The following is a 22,651-nucleotide window of genomic DNA, read 5'->3' as shown; positions in this document are numbered from 1 at the left end:
GCGCGCGGCAAGCGACGTGCGAAAGCACGCTAGGGCGCCGCGCCATCCACCTTACCCAACAGCCAGTGTGACCGGCTTGCCGATCCGGCTCATCATTTCGACTAGCGTATCGATAGTGAACTTGGTGGTCTTCTTGTTGACCACGTCTGACACGCGCGGACGCGACACCATCAGAATCTCGGCCGCCTCTGCCTGCTTCAGATGATGTTGCTCGATCCAGCTGGACAACTCGGTCATCAGCTGTTCCTTGAGCAGCCGCGTGTCGTTGATCTGTTTCTGCGAAGCGGCGTGCAGGCGCTTCGCTTCTTCGGCGGAAAAACCGAGTTCGAGAAACAGGTTTGCGCCGGGTTTTGTTACGTGACGGATTTTTGTGTCGATCGTCATTTGTTAAGTTTTCCTATCATTGATGATGGCGCGGTACCGCATCTCGGCAATCTTTCTATCCTGCGGCGGTAGCTTCTGCGTCTTCTTCTGGAAGCAATGCAGCACATACAGCGCTTCCACGAACTTGGTGACATACATCACGCGGTAAATACCGTCTGCCTCCTTGATGCGAATCTCGCGTGTTCCAGCGCCGATCGAGTCAAACGGCTTCCAGTCGTCTGGGTCGAGACCTGCCTGAATCTTGCCAAGCTGAAATCCGGCCCGCCGACGTGGCTCTTCAGGAAAGGCGAGTAAATCGTGATAGCTGGAACCCATCCAGCGAATTTCTTTTTCGTGCTCCATAGCCGCCTTTCATGTACAAAATCTTATACGCAACACCCAGCCTGGTCAAGTCGTATCCGACCCGGCAACGAGTTGTTACGGTACAGAGGCGGCGCACGGAGCACTATTCGTCCGTTCGGCTAACAAAAAACCCGGCTGCATGAGCCGGGTTTTCGATGAATCAACTACAGCGATCGCGCAGAGTCGCGCAGAGACTTTTTAGTTGCCGCTGCCGCGCGTCACACGCCGTTGCTTGACGGCTTCGGCGAGACCTTCCAGCACGGCGACGCTTTCGTCCCAGCCGATGCAGGCATCGGTGATGCTCTGGCCGTAGGTCAGCGCGCAGCCTTCCTGCAGATCCTGGCGGCCCGCGATCAGATGCGATTCCACCATCACGCCGACAATCCGTTCGTCACCCGAAGCAATCTGACGGCCGATGTCCGCGCACACCGGAATCTGGTTCTCGTGTTTTTTCGAGCTGTTTGCATGGCTTGCGTCGATCATCAGACGTGCCGCGAGACCCGCCTTGCCGATGTCGGCGCATGCCGCATTGACGCTGTCCGCGTCGTAGTTCGGCGTCTTGCCGCCGCGCAGGATGATGTGGCAATCCTCATTGCCGGCGGTCGAGACGATCGCCGAGTGGCCGCCCTTGGTGACCGACAGGAAATGGTGCGGCTGCGAGGCGGCCTTGATCGCGTCCACGGCGATCTTGACGTTGCCGTCCGTGCCGTTCTTGAAACCGACCGGGCACGACAGTCCCGAAGCCAGCTCACGGTGCACTTGCGATTCGGTCGTGCGCGCGCCGATTGCGCCCCACGAGATCAGATCGGCGATGTACTGCGGGCTGATCATGTCGAGGTATTCGGTGCCGGCCGGCAGGCCGAGCTCATTGATACGCAGCAGCAGTTCGCGCGCGGTGCGCAGGCCGTCGTTGATCTTGAAGCTGTTGTCCATATGCGGGTCGTTGATGAGACCCTTCCAGCCCACCGTCGTACGCGGCTTTTCGAAGTACACCCGCATCACGATTTCGAGTTCGCCGGCGAAGCGTTTGCGCTGTTCGACGAGACGCCCGGCGTATTCCATCGCCGCCTTCGTATCGTGGATCGAGCACGGCCCGATGATGACGATCAGACGGTCTTCCATGCCGTGCAGGATGCGATGCATTGCGTTGCGCGAGTTGTAGATCACGTCGGACACCGTTTCATCGCAAGCGAATTCGCGGATCAGGTGAGCGGGCGGCGTGAGTTCTTTCAATTCGCGGATGCGGACATCGTCGGTGTTGTGCGGGGGCATGTTTGTTCTCCTGAATCGGTCGTAGCGTGTTCGCGCGGGCAATGAAGGCTGCGATCAGACGGCAATCTGGCAGCGCTGCCAGGGCGAACAACAATCAAAAAGATTTCAACGGCAAAAGTTTCAAAGGCGTGAGGCGAAAAAAAACCGCCAGGCTAGCTGGCGGTTTTCGTGAATTCTGGGTGTCTTGCGTGCACTAACACCCCTCTCGATCCGCCAGCGGTCTGAGATGCCAAAAAAAGTAAAAGTAAAACTTGGCGGACATGGCGAAATTGGGTCGCTGGTCAAAAAGGGTGAGTGCCTTTATAACCCGTGCAAGCTCGGCTGGCAAGCTGCAGGGTGTAAAAATGCGGTAAATCCGCATACTTCGAGCATTGTATGCACGAAGTATGCGTCTACATCAAAATCAGGCCGTACCGCCGACCGTCATCTTGTCGATACGCAGCGTCGGCTGACCGACGCCCACCGGCACGCTCTGGCCTTCCTTGCCGCACACGCCGACGCCCGAATCGAGCTTCATGTCGTTGCCGATCATGCTGACGAATTTGAGCGATTCAGGGCCGCTGCCGATCAGCGTCGCGCCCTTGACCGGGTAGGTGACTTTGCCGTTTTCGATCATGTACGCCTCGGAGGCCGAGAACACGAACTTGCCGTTGGTGATGTCGACCTGGCCGCCGCCGAAGTTCACCGCGTACAAACCGTTCTTCACGGACGCGATGATTTCCTGCGGGTCTTTGTCGCCGTTGAGCATGTACGTGTTGGTCATGCGCGGCATCGGCAGCGCAGCATACGATTCGCGACGAGCGTTACCCGTAACCGGCATCTTCATCAGGCGTGCATTCAGCGTGTCCTGGATGTAGCCCTTCAGGATGCCGTCTTCGATCAGCGTCGTGCACTGGGTCGGATTGCCTTCGTCGTCGATGTTCAGCGAGCCGCGGCGGTTCGGCAGCGTGCCGTCGTCGACCACGGTCACGCCCTTGGCCGCAACCTGCTCGCCGATTCGACCCGCAAACGCCGACGATCCCTTGCGGTTGAAGTCGCCTTCGAGGCCGTGGCCGATCGCTTCGTGCAGCAGCACGCCGGGCCAGCCCGGTCCGAGCACGACCGTCATCGCGCCGGCCGGAGCCGGGCGGGCGTCGAGGTTCACGAGCGCCGCATGCACGGCGTCGTCGACATAACCCGACAGCACTTCGTCGGTGAAATAGCCGTAGTCGAAGCGGCCACCGCCGCCGCCGCTGCCGATTTCGCGGCGGCCGTTCTGCTCGGCGATCACCGTGACCGACACGCGCACGAGCGGACGGATATCGGCCGCAAAGCCGCCGTCGCTGCGCGCGACCAGAACCACGTCGTATTCACCGGCGAGGCCTGCCATCACTTGCTGGATGCGCGGATCGCGGCCGCGCGCCATCTGTTCGATACGCTCGAGCAGCTTGACCTTGGCGGTCGCATCGAGCGAGTGCAGCGGATCGGACGGCAAGTACAGATCGCGCCCGGCGATGCCGGTCAGCGACGAGGCCACCTTGATCTTCTGCTTGCCGCCGCCCGCCTTGGCAATCGAACGGGTGGCGAGCGCCGCCTGACGAATTGCTTCGGGCGACAGATCGTCCGAATACGCGAAGGCAGTGCGATCGCCCGCCACGGCGCGCACGCCGACACCCTGGTCGATGCTGAAGCTGCCCGACTTCACGATGCCTTCTTCGAGACTCCATGCTTCGCTGCGCGTGTACTGGAAGTACAGGTCGGCGTAATCGATCTTGTGCGTGAAGATTTCGGCGAGCGTGCGGGTGAGCAGGGATTCGTCGAGACCGTAGGGCGTCAGGAGGATGTCCTTGGCGGTGGCGAGATTACGGATACCGGGTTCGATGATGTTCATGCGAAGTATGTTCTGCTCGATACGAAGGATTCGGTTAGCGCTTGCATCACTATATGAGTGACGGGCGCCGCACTTTCAATGTCAGGTAATACGTCAGCAGCTCAGCACGCGGTGACGCCAGGCGGGCAGGCTCTGCCGCACTTCGTCGATGCGCGCACGCTCGAGATTGCCGCTCACCACGCCGGGGCCTTCGTCGCGCACCGCGACGACTTCGCCCCACGGGTCGATCAGCATGCTGTGGCCCCATGTCCGGCGGCCGTTTTCATGTTTGCCGCCTTGCGCGGCGGCCAGCACGTAACACTGGTTTTCGACCGCCCGGGCGCGCAGCAGCATCTCCCAATGCGCGCGGCCGGTGGTGTAAGTGAACGCCGACGGCACCACGATCAGCGCGCAGTCGCCCATGCGCCGGTACAGCTCCGGAAAGCGTAAATCGTAGCAGACCGACAGGCCGACCCGGCCGAACGGCGCCTCGAAGGTGCGGACTTCGCCGCCGGGGCAGATGGTGCGTGCCTCGTCGAACGATTCTTCGCCCTTTTCGAAATTGAATAGATGGATCTTGTCGTAGCGCGCGGCCTCGTTGCCTTGCGGGTCGAACACCAGCGTGGTGTTCAGCACGCGCGCCGGTTCCTGCGACATCAACGGCAAGGTGCCGCCGATCACCCATACCTTGTGGCGGCGCGCGGCGTCGGCGAGAAAGCGCTGGATTGGGCCGTCCTGGTAGGGCTCGCGCACGGCGAGCTTGTCCGTGTCCTTAAAGCCCATGAAGCAGAAGTACTCGGGCAGCAGGACCAGTTGCGCGCCGTCGGCGGCGGCTTCGGCGATCAGGCGCTCCGCTTCGGCCAGATTGCGTTCGCGATCCGGCGTGCTCACCATCTGCAACGCGGCAACGCGAAAGGCGCTTTCGGAAGATCCGCTGGACGCCGCGCCGGGCGAGGCAGTGGACGAAGCGGTGGACGAGGATGAAGAGACGTGTGTTTCGCTCATGAGCGTTTCGAAAAACTCCCGGCAAGGCGGCGGCGCGAACCGTAGGCGCCGCATACGTCGTTCAAGGCTGGCTGGGGACTGCGGGGCGGCACGGCGCTCTTCTGATCAAACACAGGATCGGGCTCAGTGCGCTTCCACGGTCGAAGCCGGAGCGTCCATCTTACCGCGATCGCCCTTCACCCGCTCGATGTGCGGTTTCGACCACGGACCGGTGATCGCGTACTCGCGTGCAAACGCCGTGGACACCGATTTGCTGAACGCCAGATCGGCCACCAGCGCGCCCAGCCCGAGCAGCGGATTGATCACGGTCGCGGCGATCACGGCGGCGCCGGCGCTGACAGTGGGCACGATCTGCACGTGCAGATCCTGGGTTTCCTGCGCGAGATCCACCGAGCCCTTCATTTCGGCGCGCGCCGGCGCCGTCACCATCTCGAAGTTCTCGGTGCGGCCGATGCCATTGTGAATCTCGCCCGTGCCGGTGACGCGCTCGAACGGCAACCCTTCGCCGATGACGTCGCGGAAATTGAGCGTGGCGAAGCGTGCGAGGCTTTGCAGGCTGAGTACGCCCAGCAGTTTCGCGACGCCCGGGTCGACCTTGAGAATCTGCCCATGGCGCAGATCGACGGCGAGATTGCCGTTGAGCGTCGGATAGTCGATGGTCGTCGGGCCGCCGCGCCACACCACCTTGCCCGACAGCGTGCCGTTGCCGGCCTTGAGCGTGTGCGGCTGGCCGAAGCGCTCCAGCAGCCCGCCGGCGTCCTTGATGTCGAGTTTGAAATCGAACACGGTACGGCGCGGCGTCGCTTCGTCGGCGGTGTTGCCGAGACCCGTCGAGGTTCGCCAGTTCGCGGTGGCGGTCAGCGTGGCGGCGGGGTTGGTGATGTCCAGCTTGTCGAGCTGCCAGACCGGCACACCGTCTTCTTCGAAGTTGTGCGCGTCGACTTCGAGCCGGCCTATGTCGCGATCGCGCACGATCAGCTCATTGACCACCAGATCGATCGACGGCATGTTCTGCGCCGGCGCCGAAATGGCCTGGCCGAGCAGGTCTTTATCCGTGGCCGAGGGGATGACCACCCGGGCAAAGCGCGCCTGCAGCGTGCCGGGCGATTCCTTGTTCGCGCCCGGCAGCCAGGACACGTGGCCCGACACCTGGTTCGACGCGATGTTGGCCTGCCATTTGCCGTCCGCATGCGACGCGCCGACGATCACACTGTCCCAGTGCCGCTTGAGCAGTGTCAGCGTGCCGACGTGCACCGCGAAGCGGCTCGGCAGGAATTGCGCGAGGGTTGGATTCGGTGTGGCCGGCGCAGCGGCGGGCGCGGGAGTGGGCGCGTCCTTGTTGCGCATCTGCGTGACGAGCGCGCGCCAGGCATCAGCGTCGAACGCTTCGACGTCGACGGCGGCGATCACGCCTTCGGATGGCAAGTCGGCGGGCTTGTTGACGCCGATCGCGCCACTCACGACCGTCGGCGGCGTTTTCGGCTGGTAACGCAGCAGGTAGGTGGCGGCGATCGGGCCGAAGGTGAGGTCGGCCCGTTCCAGATCGGCTTCGCTTGCGCTGGTGAACGGGCTGACAGCGAAGTGCAGCGGCATCGGCGTGCCGACTGGCTTGTTGAACGGCGCGGGGAAGTCGAGCGCGAGCCCGGTCAGATCGGAGTTCGCCGTGACTTCCGGCAAGCGCCCCTTGGCGCCGTGCACGTTAAGCGCGTAGGGCGCGCTGCCGCTCATGCGCGTCAGCACCTGCGCGGCCGGACCATGCAGATTCAGGCCGCGCGCGGCGTCGACGGCGATATGGCCGCCGAGGTCGAGTGCGTACGTGCCGTCCTGTTTCAGGCCGCCGTTCGCGTGGACATCGCCGCCGAGGAACTGGCCCGAGAGCCGGTCGACCTGCGCAGTATGTTCGGTGAAACGGACTTTACCGTTGAGTTGCGACAACGGCGGCACGTTATCGACCGTCAAACGGTTGTTCTGGAAGCCCACTGCGCCTTCCACAGCGATGTGCGGCTTCGGCGTGCGCGGTACGGTCAGCTTGAGCGCCAGCGCTGCGGGCCCTTCGGCGCGCACTTTCTCGGTCGCATGTTTGGACATGATGCCGAGCGAGCTTTCGTTGACGTAGTCGAGCATGTCGGCAAGCGGCCCACGGCCGTTGCCCGTGATGATGAGGTCGGAAGCCCTGGTGCCGAGATCGTCGATCTTGCCGTTCACCTTGTTCAAAGCGACCCGCTTGTAATGGGCGCGGTCGATATCGAAGCGCAGCAAGTTTTCTTTGAGTTCGAACACGCCGTCGATGCCATCCAGCGGTGGCCACACGTTCGGCGTGCCGTTCTTCATCTTGCGCGGCGGGTACGGCGAAGGGTCGAACTTGCCACCCTTGAACGGCGCGACGATATGGAAGACCCCGGCCTCAGGGGCGCGCGAGTAGGGGAATTTGGTTAGATCGCCGTGGATTTCGATCGTCGCGCCGCGCGAGACGCCGGCTTGCAGCCCATGGCCCAGGTAGATGCGCAGCTTTTCGCTGATGCTGGTCGGCAGATAACGGACGATGCGCGTGACCTGTGCGCGCTGGAAGTCGGCCTTCAGGTTGAGCGAGCCGCGCCCATGGCCGGGGTTGCTGTAGTCGACGGTGGCGGTGGCGTCGGCGTCCGCGTTCGAGATACCGAAGTCGGCCAGCTTGACGGTGAAGGCGGGGTGATTTTCGCCCGGCGCCTTCGGCGTGATGGTCCAGTCCGCCCGACCATGCAGGCGGTCGAGTGTCAGGCGCGGGTCGTCGAACACGCCAGGCAACGTAATCGCGACGTTGGAGGTGTTGAGCGTCGCGGTGCCGTGGTTTTCGTCTGCATCGACGCTGCCCCACAGGTTTTCGATGCCGGGAATGCCCGCGCGCGGGTGATTCAGCGGGGTCAGCCCCGGCGGCGGTTCCTGCGCGGCGATGCTGATGCCCTGCAGATCGCCCTTGAAACGATAGCGCTCGATCGGCTCGGCGCCGCTTGGCCGATGGTCGCTGCCCGCTTCGCCCGATTCCGGTTTGCCGCGTTCGACCTCGATCACATAGTTCGACACCATGCCGCGTGGATTGAAGCGCACCAGGTTGTTCAGCAGGGGGCGCGGCAACGGCAACGCGCGGCTGAATTCGGCGAGGATGCCCAGGTCGACGCGGTCGCCGCTGACGCTGACGAGTTGCCCATGCTGCAGCGAGGCGGTCCGATAGCGGCCGTGCAGCGTGGTTAGCGCGAGGGTGCGGGTGAGCGGCGTACCGTCGTCGAGCGGCGGCTGGCCGAGTTCGGCGTGCAAGTGGTTCAGTTGCAGCGTGTAGTCGCCCTGGTTGACGTCGAGACCCCAGGAGAAATTAGCGATCGGTACCACCAGCTTGGGCTGGGTCGGGCGGACCCGCATCGAGACATCCGTGCCGGCCAGTTGCCCGCTCGCCGACTTCATGCGGCCGTCGGCGAAGTCGGCCCAGATCGCATTGTCGATGCGGCCGGCGAACATCTCGATTGGGAAGTTGATGTAGCGCGCGAGGGTCGGCAGATCGACCGGACCGGTCGACATATAGACCTGGCCCGCCCAGTTGACCGGCTTGCCGATCGCCGAGAGCCGGGCGTGTTTGAAATGCGTACGGAAGTCGATCGGTCCGTGCAGGACATGGCCGTCGGCGGGCGCCTGCAACGCGAGGCGGTGATCGTAGCCTTCGTTGAGGATCGCGATCCGGATGTCGCGCAGGGCGAGTTCCGGTGCGTCATGCTCGGCATCTCGCCAGCGCAGCACGCCGCCGCGCACCACGATCGCCTGCTGGCGCAACAGCCATGTGGACAGGGTGTCGTTGCCGCTGTGCCGGGTCGGCACCGGCACGCCTGCCACCGAGATCACGCCGTCGCTGCTGCGCGACACCAGCACGTCCGGTTGATCGACGATCAGGCTGGAAAGCGCGGGATGGAACTGCCAGAGCGACTTCCACGAAAGCGCGGCGGTGGCGTGCGGAATGGTTAGGGCCGCTTTGCCTTCCGGGTCGCGGATGACGATATCGGTGACGTCGAGGCCTGGCTGAAAGCCGCTCCAGTGCGGCGCCAGCTTGCCGATGGTGAACTGTGCGTGCAGCTTCTCGGAAACGATGGCTTCGATGCGCGGGCGGAACGAGTCGACGCGCGGCAGCAGGACATAACGCAAACCGAGAAACAGACCCGCCGCGATAAAGTAGAAGGCGAGTGCGAGCGCCAGCACTACATGGGACGTCCGATGCAGCACCATGTGGGCGCTTCCGCTCGCAGGCCGGACCTGCCTGGTTTCGTGCGGGTCGGCGGATTCGTTTCGCTCGGACATGCTGCGGCGGGTGGCGTATGGTAGTTTTGCGAATTAACGACGAAATGTAACACACGGGAAAGCGTCGGCGGACCTCCGGCAAACCCTTTCTCCATGCCGTCTCGCGACCTGCGCGAGGCTGCCGGACCTGTGTGTTGCGGCGAACTGAACAACGCTGATAAAGCAACGAGCGAGCCAGACCCTTGATGACTGACGCAACACTCCTGAGTTCCAACTATTCACATTACGCGGCGCGTGCCGCGGCGGCCCGTCCGCAAATCGTGGCGCAGGTGGTGGCGCTCGCCTCCGCACCCCTCACGCGCGAACGGATCGACGCGCGCTTTGACGCACTGTGCGCCGAGGCAGCCGGCGCGGGCGAGGGTCCGTTGAGCGAGGATGCACTCAAACGGGCCTTACGCCAATTGCGCACGGAGGTATTTTGCGCCGTGATGGAGCGTGACCTCGCGGGCGAGGCGGATGTCGCCGAAGTCACCGGCGCGATGACCGATCTGGCGGAGACGACGATCCAGCGCGCGCTCGCGGTCGTGTCCGCCGAACTCGAAACGCTTTATGGCGAGCCGCGCGGGCCACAGGGCGAGCGGCTCGCGCTCGGCGTGGTCGGGATGGGCAAGCTGGGTGGGCGTGAGCTGAACGTGTCGTCGGATATCGATCTGATCTTCATTTATGAAGAGGACGGTGAGACCGCGGGCGGTCAGCGTTCGCCGATTGCGACGCAGGACTTTTTTACGCGACTGGGTAAGCGCCTGATCGGCGCACTGGCCGAGGTGACCGCCGACGGTTACGTGTTCCGGGTCGATATGCGCTTACGGCCGAACGGCGATTCCGGGCCGCTTGTGTGCAGCCTCGGCATGCTCGAAGAGTATTTCTACGTGCAGGGCCGCGAGTGGGAGCGCTATGCGTGGATCAAGGGCCGGCTCGTGTCCGAAGGCGCGAGCGACGCAGCGCGTCGGCTGCAGAAGCAGCTCGATGCGATCGTCACGCCGTTCGTCTATCGGCGTTATCTGGACTTCGGTGTGATCAGCGCAATCCGCGCGCTGCATTTGCAGATTCGCCAGGAAGCGCAGCGGCGTGCCTCGATGCGCCCCGACAAGGCCGACGACATCAAGCTGGGCCGCGGCGGCATCCGCGAAATCGAATTCAGCGCTCAGGTGTTTCAGTTGATCCGCGGCGGCCAGGATGCCGGCTTCCGGGTTCGACCGACGCTCGCAGTCTTGCGGCACGCGGCCACGCACGGGCTGCTCGATACCTCGGTCTGCGTGAAGCTTTCACAGGCTTACCGTTTCCTGCGCGAACTCGAGCACCGTCTGCAATACCGCAACGACGCGCAAACTCACGCGATGCCGGTCGATCCTGAGGAGCGTGTGGCGCTCGCGCAAGCCATGGGTTGCGACGACTATGCCGCGCTGATGCTCAAGCTCGACGCGCACCGCGAGTTCGTCGAACAGCAGTTCGACCAGATTTTCGCCGACAAGGTGAGCGGCCGCGATGGCTGCGGCGCACCGGAAGACGGCGCGGCGGTGTGGATCTGGAGCAGCGCGCTCGCCGACGACAGCGCTGAGGACGCGCTTCGCGCGCGTCTGATCGAACTGGGTGTGTCCGAGCCGGACGAGTTGCTGGCGCGCTTGCGTGCGATATGGCAGTCGTCGCGTTACGCGGGGCTCGCCGAGCGTAGCCGCCAGCGCTTCGATATCGTCGCGCAGCGTGCGCTGGAAGCCGCGCGTACGTTGGAGCCGGTCGAACGGCGCGGCGATACGGTGGCGCGTTTCTTCGACTTGCTCGAAGCCGTGAGCCGGCGCGGCGCGTACCTTGCGCTGCTGACGGAATATCCGCAGGCGCTGCATCGGGTGCTGTCGGTGCTGGGTGGTTCACACTGGGCCGCTGGCTACCTGATCCGCCACCCGCAATTGCTCGACGAACTCCTTGACGAAGAGGCGATGGACAGTCCGTTCGACTGGCCTGAATTCAAGCGCACGCTGCGCTTGCGTCTGGCCGCGGCGGATGGCATCGAACAACAGATGGATCTGCTGCGCCACGCGCACCAGGCCGAGGTGTTCCGCATCCTGTTGATCGATCTGGCCGGCAAGTTGAGCGTCGAGCATGTGAGCGACCGCCTGTCCGAGCTCGCCGATGCCGTGCTCGACGTCACGCTCGAAGCCGTCTGGAACCAATTGGCCAAACGCCACCGCGAGGTGCCGAAGTTTGCGGTGATCGCGTACGGCAAGCTGGGCGGCAAGGAGCTCGGCTACGCGTCCGACCTCGACGTCATCTTCCTCTACGACGATCCGGACGATGCCGCTGCGGACGTCTACGCCACCTACACCCGCCGCCTCATCACCTGGCTGACGACGGCGACCGGCGCGGGCACCTTGTTCGACGTCGACTTGCGGTTGCGGCCAAACGGCGAGTCGGGCCTGCTGGTCACCGATCTGGACGCGTTCCGCCGTTATCAACTACGCGAAGGCGATGCCGCGAATACCGCGTGGGTGTGGGAGCATCAGGCATTGAGCCGCGCGCGCTACTGTGCGGGCGACGCTGAAATCGGCGCGAAATTCGAGCAGATCCGCGAACAGGTGCTGACCACGCCGCGCGAGGCCGCGCCGCTCGCGAAGGAAATCGTCGAGATGCGCGAGCGCGTCGAGGCGGGGCACCCGAACCATACGGCGCTGTTCGACCTGAAGCACGATCGCGGCGGCATGGTCGATATCGAATTCACCGTGCAGTACTGGGTGTTGCTACATGCGGCGAGCGATCCTGAACTGATCCGCAATACCGGCAATATCGCGTTGCTGCGCGAAGTGTCGCGCTTCGGCTTGATGAGCGAGGCGGAAGCGGAGACGGTCGGGGCGGCGTATCGGACCTACCGGAAGTTGCAGCACCAGTTGCGGCTCGACGGGATGGAAAAGGCGCGGGTCGATCCCGCGCTGGTGGTGACGGAGCGTGAAGCGGTGCTGAAGCTGTGGAAGCGGGTGTTCGGCTGAGGCTCCGCGATGATTTCCGTCCCGCGTTCCTAGGCCGCCAGCATTTCCTTCGCGTGCTTGCGGGTGGTGGCGGTGATCTCCAGACCGCCGAGCATGCGCGCGACTTCTTCGACGCGGCTCGCGCGGTCGAGTGAGGTCACGCTGCTGACCGTGCCACCCTTGCCATTGCCCGACTTCGCCACCTGGAAATGATGGTCGCCGCGTGCGGCGACTTGCGGCAAGTGCGTGACGCACAGCACCTGACGCGCTTGCCCCAGTTGGTGCAGCAAGCGCCCGACCACTTCCGCGACGCCGCCGCCGATTCCCGTATCCACTTCGTCGAAGATCAGGGTTGGAGTCGGACTCGCGGCGCTCGCAATGACCGCGAGAGCGAGGCTGATCCGCGCCAGTTCCCCGCCTGAGGCGACCTTCGCGAGCGGCCGCAACGGCACGCCGGCATGACCTGCGACGCGGAATTCGACCTGTTCGAGCCCATGCGCGCCACCTTCCGGCAACGGCACCAGCGCCACATCGAAGCTGCCGCCTTTCATCGACAGTTCCTGCATGCCGGTGGTTACCGCTGCACCTAGAGCCTTGCCAGCCTTCGCGCGCGCCTTCGAGAGCTTTTTCGCTTCGGCGAGGAAGGCTTCTTTGGCTTTGGCTTCGGCTGCGTGGAGGCTGTCCAGATCGGCGGCGGCGTCGAGCGCGGCAAGTTGCGCGCGGCGTGCTTCGTGTTCTTCAGGTAGCGTCTCGGGTCGCAGGCGGAATTTGCGTGCGGCCGAGTGCAGCGCGTCGAGACGCTTTTCGACCTGGGCAAGCCGGTCGGGATCCAGTTCGAGTTTCTGCGCGTAGTGGCTGAGCGAATAGGCCGCTTCCTGCAACTGGATCTCAGCCGGTTCCAGCGCCGCCAGCACGTCGTTCAGCGCCGGGTCGATCTCGGCGAGGTCGCGCACCTTCGACACGATCGAGGCGAGATGCGTGATCATCGCTTCATCAGATTCGGACAGTGCGCCGAGCGCCCCTTGCACGCCGTCGATCAGATTGGCCGAGTGCGACAGGCGCCGGTGCTCGGTGTTGACCTCTTCCCATTCGCCCGGTTGCGGTGAAAGTTTGTCCAGCTCGGTGAGCTGCCAGGCGAGACGCTCGCGCTCCAGTTGCAGCTCGCGGTCGCGCGTTTGCGCATGCTCGATGGCCTGAACCTTGTCGCGCCACGACCGCCATGCACGCGTGACGGCTACCGCGGTTTCCGTGAGGCCGGCGTGGGTGTCGAACAGTTCGCGCTGCGCGTCCGGACGCATCAGCAACTGGTGCGCATGCTGCCCGTGAATATCCACCAGCATCTCGCCGACTTCGCGCAACTGCGCGAGCGTTGCCGCCGTGCCGTTGATGAACGCGCGCGAGCGGCCATTTGCGTCCACCACGCGACGCAGCATGACGGTGCTGCCGTGATGGCCGTCGTCGGCGGTCGTGCCGAGCGCCTGCTCGTCGAGCCATTGCTCGACTGGCGCATGCGTCTCGAATTCCGCGGTGATGTCGGCGCGGCTCTCGCCGGTGCGCACCACGCTTGCATCGGCGCGGGCGCCGAGCGCGAGGGCCAGCGCGTCGATCAGGATCGACTTGCCGGCGCCTGTTTCGCCTGAGAAAACGGTAAAGCCGCTATCGAATTCGAGGTCGAGCGCGGCGACGATGACGAAGTCGCGTATCGAGAGGTGGCGAAGCATGGAGGTCGTCTGGTGAGCTTGAGATTCAGGGTTCGGCAGCGGCGTTCGTGTTCCGATAGCCCGGCGGTCCGGCATTCCGGCGCTCGGGGACCGCTCAGGGCTTGGTATCTTCTTCGTGCGACGGGTATTCGTTCCAGTGCAGTTTCTTGCGCAGCGTGGCGAAATGGCTGTAACCGACCGGGTGCAGCATCGGCACCGTATGGCGCGAGCGGCGCACTTCGATCGTGTCGCCCAATTCCAGCGAAGTGAACGACTGCATGTCGAAGTTGACGTTTACTTCGCGGCCCGAGACGATCTGGATGCTCACCTTCGAGTCGTCCGGCAGCACGATTGGCCGGTTCGACAACGCATGCGGCGCGATCGGCACCAGCACGATGCCTTGTAGTTGCGGATGCAGGATCGGCCCCTGCGAAGACAACGCGTAGGCGGTCGAACCCGTTGGCGTGGCGACGATCAGGCCGTCCGAGCGCTGGTTGTACATGAAGCGCCCGTCCACCGAGACATGCAGTTCCGCCATCCCCGAGAAACCGCTGCGGTTGACCACCACATCGTTGAAGGCAAGCGCGTGATAGATCGGGGCGCCGTCGCGCATGATGCGCGCCTCGAGCAACATGCGCTCTTCGCGCTCGAAGTTACCCGAGAGCATTTGCGGCACGATCTCGCGCATGTCGGAGATCGGAATGTCGGTAATGAAGCCCAGGCGGCCGTGGTTGATGCCGATCAGCGGCGTGCGGTAGGGCGCAAGCTGGCGGCCAATGCCTAGCATCGTGCCGTCGCCGCCTAGCACCACGGCAACGTCGGCGCGCGCGCCGATCTCGGCGGGGCGTAGCGCCGGATAGTCGGTGACGCCGATTTCGGCGGCGGTGTCGGCTTCGAATACGACCTCGAAGCCGCGCTTCGCGATGCACGAGGCGAGCGCGGTCAGCGGCTCGCCGATGCCCGGCGTATTGTTGCGCCCGACGAGCGCGACGGTCTTGAACTGGCTGGTCACTTGCATGCCGGCATTACACCATAGGTAGGGCCTGAAAAGAACCGCAGACAGACCCGGTGACGGGCCTGCGCAAACGGGCTGCCAGCGCATTGGAGGATTATCGTTAGAATGGTGAAACATTGATGACAGGCGCTGCCCCGCCAACCGGCGGCGCGATAGTCAGGGGTTGGCGCCGTTAGCGCTCGCTGTAGCCGCGCCATTGAGCTAAAATTTTCCGTCATGCTAGATCCCCGCGCACAAACCCTCCTCAAAACGCTGATCGAGCGCTACATCGCCGAAGGTCAGCCGGTCGGCTCGCGCACGTTGTCACGCTACTCCGGCCTCGAACTGAGCCCGGCCACGATCCGCAACGTGATGTCCGATCTCGAGGACCTGGGGCTCGTAATCAGTCCGCATACGTCGGCGGGCCGGATCCCGACGCCGCGCGGCTACCGGCTGTTCGTCGACACCATGCTGACGGTGGAATCCGCCGCGGACGAAGAAGCGGTGATGCGTATCGTCAAGACTACGCTGCAGGCGGGCGAACCGCAGAAAGTCGTCGCCGCAGCGGCTAGTGTGCTGTCCAATCTGTCGCAGTTCGCCGGCGTGGTGCTCACGCCGCGCCGCAGCCACGTGTTCAAGCAGATCGAATTCATGCGCCTGTCGGACAAGCGCATCCTGCTGATCATCGTGACGCCCGAGGGCGACGTACAGAACCGCATCATGGCCACCCAGCGCGACTTTTCGCCGTCGCAGCTGGTGGAAGCCTCCAATTACATCAACGCGCACTTCGCGGGCCTCTCGTTCGACGACGTGCGCCGCCGCCTGCGCGAAGAAATCGACGAATTGCGCGGCGACATGACCACGCTGATGCACGCCGCGGTCACGGCCAGCACGGATGAGTCCGACACCGGCGAGACCGTGCTGATTTCCGGCGAGCGCAACCTGCTCGAAGTCGCCGACCTGTCGTCGGACATGGCGCGCTTGCGCAAGCTGTTCGATGTATTCGACCAAAAGACCAGTCTCCTTCAGTTGCTCGACGTGTCGAGTCACGCCGCGGGCGTGCAGATTTTCATTGGCGGCGAGTCGAATCTCGTGCCGATCGAGGAAATGAGCGTCGTCACCGCGCCTTATGAGGTGAACGGCAAGATTGTCGGCACGCTCGGCGTGATCGGGCCGACCCGCATGGCTTACAACCGCGTGATCCCAATCGTGGACATCACTGCGCGGCTGCTTTCCCTGACGCTCAGCCAGCAGTAACCTGCGGTCACCGTTGGCTGCGGCACATCTCATGCTGCAAATAATGCGCGACGGCGCGCGGCTTGCCAATTGGCCGAATGGCCAGGGGGCCCTGGCGGACCTTGCAATGGACCGCGCCGCTATAATGAATTCCACCTGAACCGACTCTCCGCCCCAAGCGGTTATCCCTGCTGCCTATGCGCTTCGACCTCGAGCGGCCATCACAGAACGCCACGTCACACCGTGTCGCCGTGTTGCTGATCAATCTCGGCACGCCCGACGCGCCGACGCCGCGTGCGGTCCGGCGCTATCTTGCGCAGTTCCTGTCCGATCCGCGTGTGGTCGAAATTCCGGCGCTGCTGTGGCAGGTGATCCTGCGCACGTTGATTTTGCCGTTCCGGAGCCCCGCGTCGGCGAAGAAGTACGCGGCCGTGTGGATGCCGGAAGGCTCGCCACTGCGTGTCTTCACCGAGAAGCAGGTGGAGGGTTTGCGCCATCTGCTGCAATTGAACGACTACACGGTACTGGTCGACTACGCGATGCGCTATGGCACGCCGGGCATTCCGGCCATGCTGAACCAGCTCAAGCTGGCGGGCGCCGAGCGCGTGCTGCTGATGCCCATGTATCCGCAATACTCGTCGTCGACCACGGCCACGGCTTTCGACGACGCCTTTTCGGCCTTGAAGCGCATGCGCAATCAGCCGGAAATCCGCACGGTGCGGCAGTACGCCGATCATCCGGCGTATATCGCCGCGCTCGCCGCTCAGGTGCACCACTACTGGCATCAGCACGGCCGGCCGGATTTCGCGGCGGGCGACAAGCTGGTGCTGAGCTTCCACGGCGTGCCCAAGCGCACGATGGATCTCGGCGATCCGTACCACGAGCAATGCCAGCAGACCGGCGCGTTGTTGACGCAGGCGCTGGGATTGACGCAGGTGGAATGCCGCGTCACGTTTCAGTCGCGCTTCGGCAAGGCCGAGTGGTTGCAGCCGTACACCGCGCCCACGCTGAAGGAATTGGGCTCGGCGGGCGTGCGGCGTGCCGACGTGTTCTGTCCGGGTTTTACCGCCGACTGCCTTGAAACGATCGAAGAAATCGGCATGGAGGTGCGCGACGAGTTCCTGCAGGCGGGCGGCAAGGAGTTTCATCGGATTCCCTGCCTGAACGCCTCGCAGCCGTGGATTGCCGCGCTTGGCGAGATCGTCGCGCAGAATCTGCAGGGCTGGCCCGTGCAAGCAGTGCCGGTGCCGCACACGACTGGGGCTTAAGCAGGCTCATGAACTACAGGATTTCAACCGAACCGGGCGCGAAGCTGCGCATCGACAAATGGCTTTGGGCGGCGCGCTTCTTCAAGACACGCTCGCTCGCGGCGGATGCCGTCGAAAAAGCGCACGTGCGCATCGGCGGCGCGAGCGTCAAACCGGCCAAGGAGGTGCGCGTAGGCGACCTGGTCGAGATCGAAATCGAGCGGATTGTCTGGCAGGTGGAAGTGCTGGGCGTGTGCGACGTGCGCGGCCCGGCCAGCGTCGCGCAGACGCTTTATGCGGAAACGGAAGAGAGCAAGGTGAAGCGACAGGTCGAGCAGGAGCGGCGCAAGACATACCGCGAACCGGCCGCCGCTTTGCACGGCAGACCGACAAAGCGCGACCGGCGCACTATCGACAAACTTTCAGGTGGGGATTGAACAATTGTTCCATCGTCGCGTGCACACCGCCGTACTCGGTGGTGTGATCGTTGACGGCCCCGGACATGCAGATGGTCGTGGTGCCCGCGATCAGTACCAATGCGACCACCGATATTGCAAAGGTCAGTTTCACGGTACTCCCCTTGGGAAGATTCAGATGGAAACAGGCGAATCAGGTGGAATTGAAAATTATCGGTAAGGCTTACGTTAGATTAGGGTTAACGTGTCTTTTCCGACGCTTTAATGGAGCATAGGCCACTTGTTGAGCGCACTCAATCTCAATCTGATTGCGACGCAATAATGGTTGTAACCGGGCATTTCTGCCGCACGTCCGCGGTGTGAAAAGTTCCGGGAGAGGCGCTTGAATTGGGTCTTTCCGGCCCCATCTGGCGTTTCGATACGCGTTAACGTAGTAAGTTGTCTGTCGCAATTTTGCAACGCACAAATTGCGGCAGTTTTTGACGCGTTGCCGCCACCGATAGCTTTAACTTTTAAACGACTTTCAGCGACATGGAAAACACGCAAGAGAACCCGACGAGCCAGAATCCCACGCCCGCCGACGAAACCGCGCGCCAGGCCGCCGAGGCTGCGGCACCCCAGCAGGACGCGGCTGCAAACGCAGCGCCTGAAGCGCCGGCAACCGGCGCGGAAGCCGCATTGGCCGAGGCAGAAGCGAAGCTTGCCGAGATGCAGGAGAGCTTCTTGCGGGCGAAGGCGGAGACTGAGAACGTGCGCCGCCGCGCCCAGGAAGATGTCGCCAAGGCCCACAAGTTCGCGATCGAAAGCTTCGCTGAGCATTTGCTGCCGGTGGTCGACAGCCTCGAAGCAGCGGTTGCCCACTCGTCCGACGACCTGCAGAAGGTTCGCGAAGGCGTCGAGCTCACGCTGCGCCAGCTCTCCGGCGCGCTGGAGAAGGGCCGCGTCGTCGCCCTGAACCCGGTTGGCGAGAAATTCGACCCGCACCGTCACCAGGCTATTTCGATGGTGCCGGCCGACCAGGAGCCGAACACCGTCGTTGCTGTGCTGCAAAAAGGCTTCGTGATCGCCGACCGCGTGCTGCGTCCGGCCCTCGTGACTGTCGCGGCGCCGAAGTAAGCAGCCCACGCTGCGGCACGGGCCGCAGCAGAAGCCGTTTATCAGCCGGTCCGCCTGACAGGCGCCGTCATGGCCAACATTCCCGTCGACGCCACTGCGGTCATGCTTCACAGCGTGCCCACATGGCTCTTCTTTTATCGAGGCAAGCGGCTCGGCCGGGCAGCCGGCTGGCGCAGTCTCGGGCAGTTCGAGGCGGCGGTTGTGGCCGCGCGGGAAACGATCCGTGCGGCCAATGTGGTCGGCAGCACGGCAAATGGTGAAAAAAGCGGCAAAAGTTCGACCGATTGAAAAAAATTAAAGACCGCATCGAAAAAGAGGTCTTGAAAACGATGCGGACGCACTTATGTTGAGTGCAGGTAGGAATTCAGAGCGGATCGCCGTACCGCCAGATGGGCAAAAACGGCGATTCCCGCAGCGATCAAAGTCAGGAGATTAGTAAAAATGGGCAAAATCATCGGCATCGACCTCGGCACGACCAACTCGTGCGTGGCGATCATGGAAGGCAATTCGGTCAAGGTGATCGAGAACTCGGAAGGCGCGCGCACCACGCCGTCGATCATCGCTTACATGGAAGACGGCGAAATTCTCGTCGGCGCGCCTGCGAAGCGTCAGTCGGTCACGAACCCGAAGAACACGCTGTACGCGGTTAAGCGCCTGATCGGCCGCCGCTTCGAAGAAAAGGAAGTGCAGAAAGACATCGCGCTGATGCCGTACAAGATCATGAAAGCCGATAACGGCGACGCATGGATCGAAGTGCGCGACCAGAAGCTCGCACCGCCGCAAATCTCGGCGGAAACGCTGCGCAAGATGAAGAAGACCGCTGAAGATTACCTCGGCGAGCCGGTCACCGAAGCTGTGATTACGGTTCCCGCGTACTTCAACGACAGCCAGCGTCAGGCTACCAAAGACGCAGGCCGCATCGCCGGTCTGGAAGTGAAGCGGATCATCAACGAACCGACCGCAGCTGCGCTGGCATTCGGTCTGGACAAGGCCGAAAAGGGCGACCGCAAGATCGCGGTGTATGACCTGGGCGGCGGTACGTTCGACGTGTCGATCATCGAAATCGCTGACGTTGACGGCGAAATGCAGTTCGAAGTGCTGTCCACGAACGGCGATACGTTCCTCGGCGGTGAAGACTTCGACCAACGCATCATCGATTACATCATCGGCGAGTTCAAGAAGGAACAAGGCGTCGACCTGTCGAAAGACGTGCTCGCGCTGCAACGCCTGAAGGAATCGGCTGAAAAGGCGAAGATCGAACTGTCGTCGAGCCAGCAAACCGAAATCAACCTGCCGTACATCACGGCCGACGCGTCGGGTCCGAAGCACTTGAACCTGAAAATCACGCGAGCCAAGCTGGAAGCACTGGTTGAAGAGCTGATCGAACGCACGATCGAACCTTGTCGCATGGCCATCAAGGACGCAGGCGTGAAGGTCGGCGAAATCGACGACGTGATTCTGGTCGGCGGTATGACGCGCATGCCGAAGGTGCAGGAAAAGGTTAAGGAATTCTTCGGCAAGGACCCGCGCCGTGACGTGAACCCGGACGAAGCCGTGGCCGTTGGCGCCGCGATTCAAGGCCAGGTTCTGTCGGGCGACCGCACGGACGTTCTGCTGCTCGACGTGACCCCGTTGTCGCTCGGCATCGAAACGCTCGGTGGCGTGATGACGAAGATGATCAACAAGAACACCACGATCCCGACCAAGCACGCACAGGTCTACTCGACGGCTGACGACAATCAGGGTGCCGTGACGATCAAGGTGTTCCAGGGCGAGCGCGAAATGGCAGCGGGCAACAAGCTGCTGGGCGAGTTCAACCTTGAAGGCATTCCGCCGGCACCGCGCGGCACGCCGCAGATCGAAGTGAGCTTCGACATCGACGCGAACGGCATTCTGCACGTCGGCGCGAAAGACAAGGCGACCGGCAAGGAAAACCGCATCACGATCAAGGCGAACTCGGGTCTGTCCGAAGCCGAAATCGAGAAGATGGTGAAGGACGCCGAAGCGAACGCGGAAGAAGATCACAAGCTGCGTGAGCTGGCCGATGCCCGCAACCAGGGCGACGCGCTGGTCCACAGCACGAAGAAGGCGCTCACCGAATACGGCGACAAGCTGGAAGCCTCTGAGAAGGAAGCGATCGAAACCGCGCTGAAGGACCTCGAAGAAACGCTGAAGAGCGGTTCGAGCGACAAGGCCGCGATCGAAGCCAAGATCGAAGTGGTGGCCACCGCCTCGCAGAAGATGGGCGAAAAGATGTACGCCGACATGCAGGCTGCGCAAGGTGCCGAAGCTGCGGCAGCGGGCGCGGCAGGTGCGGGCGCATCGGCAGGTGGCGCGAGCCACCAGCAGCAGGACGACGTGGTCGACGCCGAGTTCAAGGAAGTGAAGAAAGACTAAAGCCGGGTCGCAATCTGACCGTAAAGCCGCACACAGCGATGTGTGCGGCCTGGCTGCAAAACGGTTTGCTCCCGTCCGGGTGCATGAACCTGCAAAGCGGTTATCGCGCCTGGTGAGCCTTTTTGGGCTCTCCGGGCACATTTGTTTTATGGAGGGCGTTGTTTAAGCCGCGTAAAAACGGCGTGAGCAGCGGCCGGACGAGTCGCAAGACTCCAGCATTCAAGAGGAGCCACCGCGTCGCATTGCGCGAGTGGCGTTGAACCGATATGGCGAAACGGGATTACTACGAGGTTCTGGGCGTCGCAAAGAACGCGAGCGACGACGAAATCAAGAAGGCTTATCGCAAGCTTGCGATGAAGCACCACCCCGACCGCAATCCCGGCAACAAGGATGCGGAAGAGCATTTCAAAGAGGTGAAGGAAGCCTATGAAATGCTGTCGGACTCGCAAAAGCGTGCCGCGTACGATCAGTACGGCCACGCGGGCGTCGATCCGAACATGGGCGGCGCGGGTGCGCAGGGCTTCGGCGGTTTTGCCGATGCATTCGGCGATATTTTCGGCGACATCTTCGGCCAGGCGGCCGGCGGTGCCGCGCGCGGCGGTGGCGGCCGCGCAGGCCCGCAGGTGTATCGCGGCGCCGATCTGCGCTACAGCATGGAAATCACGCTGGAACAGGCCGCGCACGGCTACGACACGCAGATTCGCGTGCCGAGCTGGGTGTCGTGTGAAATCTGTCACGGCTCGGGCGCGAAGCCCGGCACCAAGCCGGAAACCTGCCCGACCTGCAGTGGCTCGGGTTCGGTGCGGATGTCGCAGGGCTTCTTCAGCATCCAGCAGACCTGCCCGAAGTGTCACGGCACCGGCACCTATATCCCCGAGCCGTGCGGCCATTGCCACGGCGCGGGCAAGGTGAAGGAAACCAAGACGCTGGAAGTGAAGATCCCGGCAGGTATCGACGACGGCATGCGAATCCGCTCGGCCGGCAACGGTGAGCCGGGCATCAACGGCGGTCCGTCGGGCGATCTGTACGTCGAGATTCACATCAAGCAGCACTCGGTGTTCGAGCGTGACGGCGATGACCTGCATTGCCAGATGCCGATTCCGTTTACTACGGCGGCGCTCGGCGGCGAAATCGAAGTGCCGACCCTTGCGGGTCGCGCGAGCTTCACGGTGCCGGAAGGCACGCAGTCGGGTAAGACGTTCCGTCTGCGTGGCAAGGGGATCAAGGGGCTGCGTTCGAGCATTGCCGGCGATCTTTACGTGCACGTGCAAGTCGAAACGCCGGTCAAGCTCACCGAGCCGCAGCGCGAGTTGCTTCAGCAATTCGAGAAGGCACTCGTGGAAGGCGGCGCGCGGCATAGCCCGCAGAGCAAGAGCTGGTTCGATCGGGTGAAGAGCTTCTTCGATTAATAGCGGTTTG

The 22,651-nt window shown here is 63.2% G+C and carries 16 protein-coding genes and 1 pseudogene; 8 read left to right on the top strand and 9 right to left on the bottom strand.

From position 1 onward, the window contains the following. Nucleotides 1-51: 51 nt before the first annotated feature. The 6 genes from M0D66_RS32010 to M0D66_RS31985 form a co-directional block, all read right to left on the bottom strand. Nucleotides 52-384, bottom strand: a complete 333-nt coding sequence (locus M0D66_RS32010) for a helix-turn-helix domain-containing protein (RefSeq protein ID WP_063494819.1) — start codon at nucleotides 382-384, stop codon at nucleotides 52-54. Between the two features lie 3 nt (nucleotides 385-387). Beyond that, complete coding sequence (locus M0D66_RS32005; RefSeq protein ID WP_054037780.1) at nucleotides 388-726, bottom strand: type II toxin-antitoxin system RelE/ParE family toxin; 339 nt, start codon at nucleotides 724-726, stop codon at nucleotides 388-390. A gap of 198 nt (nucleotides 727-924) precedes the next feature. Then, nucleotides 925-1,998 carry a 3-deoxy-7-phosphoheptulonate synthase AroG gene (gene aroG / locus M0D66_RS32000; RefSeq protein ID WP_093644635.1) on the bottom strand — a complete coding sequence of 358 codons (1,074 nt, stop codon included), beginning with the start codon at nucleotides 1,996-1,998 and terminating at the stop codon, nucleotides 925-927. Nucleotides 1,999-2,401: 403 nt separating this feature from the next. Continuing rightward, the gene (gene tldD / locus M0D66_RS31995) at nucleotides 2,402-3,868 is read right to left on the bottom strand and encodes a metalloprotease TldD (RefSeq protein ID WP_054037784.1); all 1,467 of its coding nucleotides are present in this window, start codon (nucleotides 3,866-3,868) and stop codon (nucleotides 2,402-2,404) included. A 93-nt stretch (nucleotides 3,869-3,961) separates the two neighbouring features. Further along, complete coding sequence (locus M0D66_RS31990; RefSeq protein ID WP_200651170.1) at nucleotides 3,962-4,852, bottom strand: carbon-nitrogen hydrolase family protein; 891 nt, start codon at nucleotides 4,850-4,852, stop codon at nucleotides 3,962-3,964. Nucleotides 4,853-4,975: 123 nt separating this feature from the next. Further along, nucleotides 4,976-9,169 carry a YhdP family protein gene (locus M0D66_RS31985; protein WP_266212536.1) on the bottom strand — a complete coding sequence of 1,398 codons (4,194 nt, stop codon included), beginning with the start codon at nucleotides 9,167-9,169 and terminating at the stop codon, nucleotides 4,976-4,978. A gap of 185 nt (nucleotides 9,170-9,354) precedes the next feature. Between M0D66_RS31985 and glnE the strand changes: the two genes are divergently transcribed. Beyond that, complete coding sequence (gene glnE / locus M0D66_RS31980) at nucleotides 9,355-12,147, top strand: bifunctional [glutamate--ammonia ligase]-adenylyl-L-tyrosine phosphorylase/[glutamate--ammonia-ligase] adenylyltransferase (protein WP_200619338.1); 2,793 nt, start codon at nucleotides 9,355-9,357, stop codon at nucleotides 12,145-12,147. A gap of 29 nt (nucleotides 12,148-12,176) precedes the next feature. Here glnE and recN read toward each other — a convergent pair whose 3' ends face one another. Next, nucleotides 12,177-13,847 (bottom strand): DNA repair protein RecN, encoded by a 1,671-nt coding sequence (gene recN / locus M0D66_RS31975; RefSeq protein ID WP_266212535.1) that lies wholly within the window; start codon nucleotides 13,845-13,847, stop codon nucleotides 12,177-12,179. A 94-nt stretch (nucleotides 13,848-13,941) separates the two neighbouring features. Beyond that, on the bottom strand, nucleotides 13,942-14,844 hold the full coding sequence (locus tag M0D66_RS31970) for an NAD kinase (protein WP_093644643.1): 903 nt from the start codon (nucleotides 14,842-14,844) through the stop codon (nucleotides 13,942-13,944). Nucleotides 14,845-15,057: 213 nt separating this feature from the next. Between M0D66_RS31970 and hrcA the strand changes: the two genes are divergently transcribed. The 3 genes from hrcA to M0D66_RS31955 all read left to right on the top strand — a co-directional run bounded on the left by hrcA (nucleotide 15,058) and on the right by M0D66_RS31955 (nucleotide 17,740). Continuing rightward, nucleotides 15,058-16,077: a heat-inducible transcriptional repressor HrcA gene (hrcA, locus tag M0D66_RS31965; protein ID WP_054040981.1), complete on the top strand. Its 1,020-nt coding sequence runs from the start codon at nucleotides 15,058-15,060 to the stop codon at nucleotides 16,075-16,077. A 176-nt stretch (nucleotides 16,078-16,253) separates the two neighbouring features. Continuing rightward, nucleotides 16,254-17,324, top strand: a complete 1,071-nt coding sequence (gene hemH / locus M0D66_RS31960) for a ferrochelatase (RefSeq protein WP_093644645.1) — start codon at nucleotides 16,254-16,256, stop codon at nucleotides 17,322-17,324. Nucleotides 17,325-17,332: 8 nt separating this feature from the next. Then, nucleotides 17,333-17,740: an RNA-binding S4 domain-containing protein gene (locus M0D66_RS31955; protein WP_054040979.1), complete on the top strand. Its 408-nt coding sequence runs from the start codon at nucleotides 17,333-17,335 to the stop codon at nucleotides 17,738-17,740. Here the strand turns inward: M0D66_RS31955 and M0D66_RS31950 are convergent. After that, nucleotides 17,712-17,873 carry a hypothetical protein gene (locus M0D66_RS31950; protein WP_012431795.1) on the bottom strand — a complete coding sequence of 54 codons (162 nt, stop codon included), beginning with the start codon at nucleotides 17,871-17,873 and terminating at the stop codon, nucleotides 17,712-17,714. The genes M0D66_RS31955 and M0D66_RS31950 overlap by 29 nt on opposite strands. A gap of 377 nt (nucleotides 17,874-18,250) precedes the next feature. Between M0D66_RS31950 and grpE the strand changes: the two genes are divergently transcribed. The 4 genes and pseudogenes from grpE (at nucleotide 18,251) to dnaJ (ending at nucleotide 22,641) form a co-directional block, all read left to right on the top strand. Continuing rightward, nucleotides 18,251-18,835, top strand: a complete 585-nt coding sequence (gene grpE, locus M0D66_RS31945; protein WP_054040977.1) for a nucleotide exchange factor GrpE — start codon at nucleotides 18,251-18,253, stop codon at nucleotides 18,833-18,835. Between the two features lie 102 nt (nucleotides 18,836-18,937). Next, nucleotides 18,938-19,123: pseudogene (locus M0D66_RS31940) on the top strand (thioredoxin); the annotation flags it as partial. A gap of 153 nt (nucleotides 19,124-19,276) precedes the next feature. Next, nucleotides 19,277-21,232: a molecular chaperone DnaK gene (dnaK, locus tag M0D66_RS31935; protein ID WP_093644647.1), complete on the top strand. Its 1,956-nt coding sequence runs from the start codon at nucleotides 19,277-19,279 to the stop codon at nucleotides 21,230-21,232. A 266-nt stretch (nucleotides 21,233-21,498) separates the two neighbouring features. Then, on the top strand, nucleotides 21,499-22,641 hold the full coding sequence (dnaJ, locus tag M0D66_RS31930) for a molecular chaperone DnaJ (protein ID WP_054040973.1): 1,143 nt from the start codon (nucleotides 21,499-21,501) through the stop codon (nucleotides 22,639-22,641). The last annotated feature ends 10 nt before the right edge of the window (nucleotides 22,642-22,651 follow it).

It is taken from the genome of Paraburkholderia sp. SECH2 (assembly GCF_030464795.1).
GTDB classification, from domain to species: Bacteria; Pseudomonadota; Gammaproteobacteria; order Burkholderiales; family Burkholderiaceae; genus Paraburkholderia; species Paraburkholderia aspalathi.
Note: the sequence above shows the minus strand (reverse complement) of the source record. Positions and strands in the feature narration are given on the sequence as shown.

Excerpts from the sequence above, each read along its gene's own strand:
- glnE (WP_200619338.1), top strand. The coding sequence starts at position 9,355 with ATGACTGACGCAACACTCCTGAGTTCCAACTATTCACATTACGCGGCG.
- M0D66_RS31970 (WP_093644643.1), bottom strand. The coding sequence starts at position 14,844 with ATGCAAGTGACCAGCCAGTTCAAGACCGTCGCGCTCGTCGGGCGCAAC.
- dnaK (WP_093644647.1), top strand. The coding sequence starts at position 19,277 with ATGGGCAAAATCATCGGCATCGACCTCGGCACGACCAACTCGTGCGTG.
- hemH (WP_093644645.1), top strand. The coding sequence starts at position 16,254 with ATGCGCTTCGACCTCGAGCGGCCATCACAGAACGCCACGTCACACCGT.
- tldD (WP_054037784.1), bottom strand. The coding sequence starts at position 3,868 with ATGAACATCATCGAACCCGGTATCCGTAATCTCGCCACCGCCAAGGAC.
- aroG (WP_093644635.1), bottom strand. The coding sequence starts at position 1,998 with ATGCCCCCGCACAACACCGACGATGTCCGCATCCGCGAATTGAAAGAA.
- M0D66_RS32005 (WP_054037780.1), bottom strand. The coding sequence starts at position 726 with ATGGAGCACGAAAAAGAAATTCGCTGGATGGGTTCCAGCTATCACGAT.
- recN (WP_266212535.1), bottom strand. The coding sequence starts at position 13,847 with ATGCTTCGCCACCTCTCGATACGCGACTTCGTCATCGTCGCCGCGCTC.
- M0D66_RS32010 (WP_063494819.1), bottom strand. The coding sequence starts at position 384 with ATGACGATCGACACAAAAATCCGTCACGTAACAAAACCCGGCGCAAAC.
- hrcA (WP_054040981.1), top strand. The coding sequence starts at position 15,058 with ATGCTAGATCCCCGCGCACAAACCCTCCTCAAAACGCTGATCGAGCGC.
- M0D66_RS31990 (WP_200651170.1), bottom strand. The coding sequence starts at position 4,852 with ATGAGCGAAACACACGTCTCTTCATCCTCGTCCACCGCTTCGTCCACT.
- M0D66_RS31955 (WP_054040979.1), top strand. The coding sequence starts at position 17,333 with ATGAACTACAGGATTTCAACCGAACCGGGCGCGAAGCTGCGCATCGAC.
- dnaJ (WP_054040973.1), top strand. The coding sequence starts at position 21,499 with ATGGCGAAACGGGATTACTACGAGGTTCTGGGCGTCGCAAAGAACGCG.
- grpE (WP_054040977.1), top strand. The coding sequence starts at position 18,251 with ATGGAAAACACGCAAGAGAACCCGACGAGCCAGAATCCCACGCCCGCC.
- M0D66_RS31985 (WP_266212536.1), bottom strand. The coding sequence starts at position 9,169 with ATGTCCGAGCGAAACGAATCCGCCGACCCGCACGAAACCAGGCAGGTC.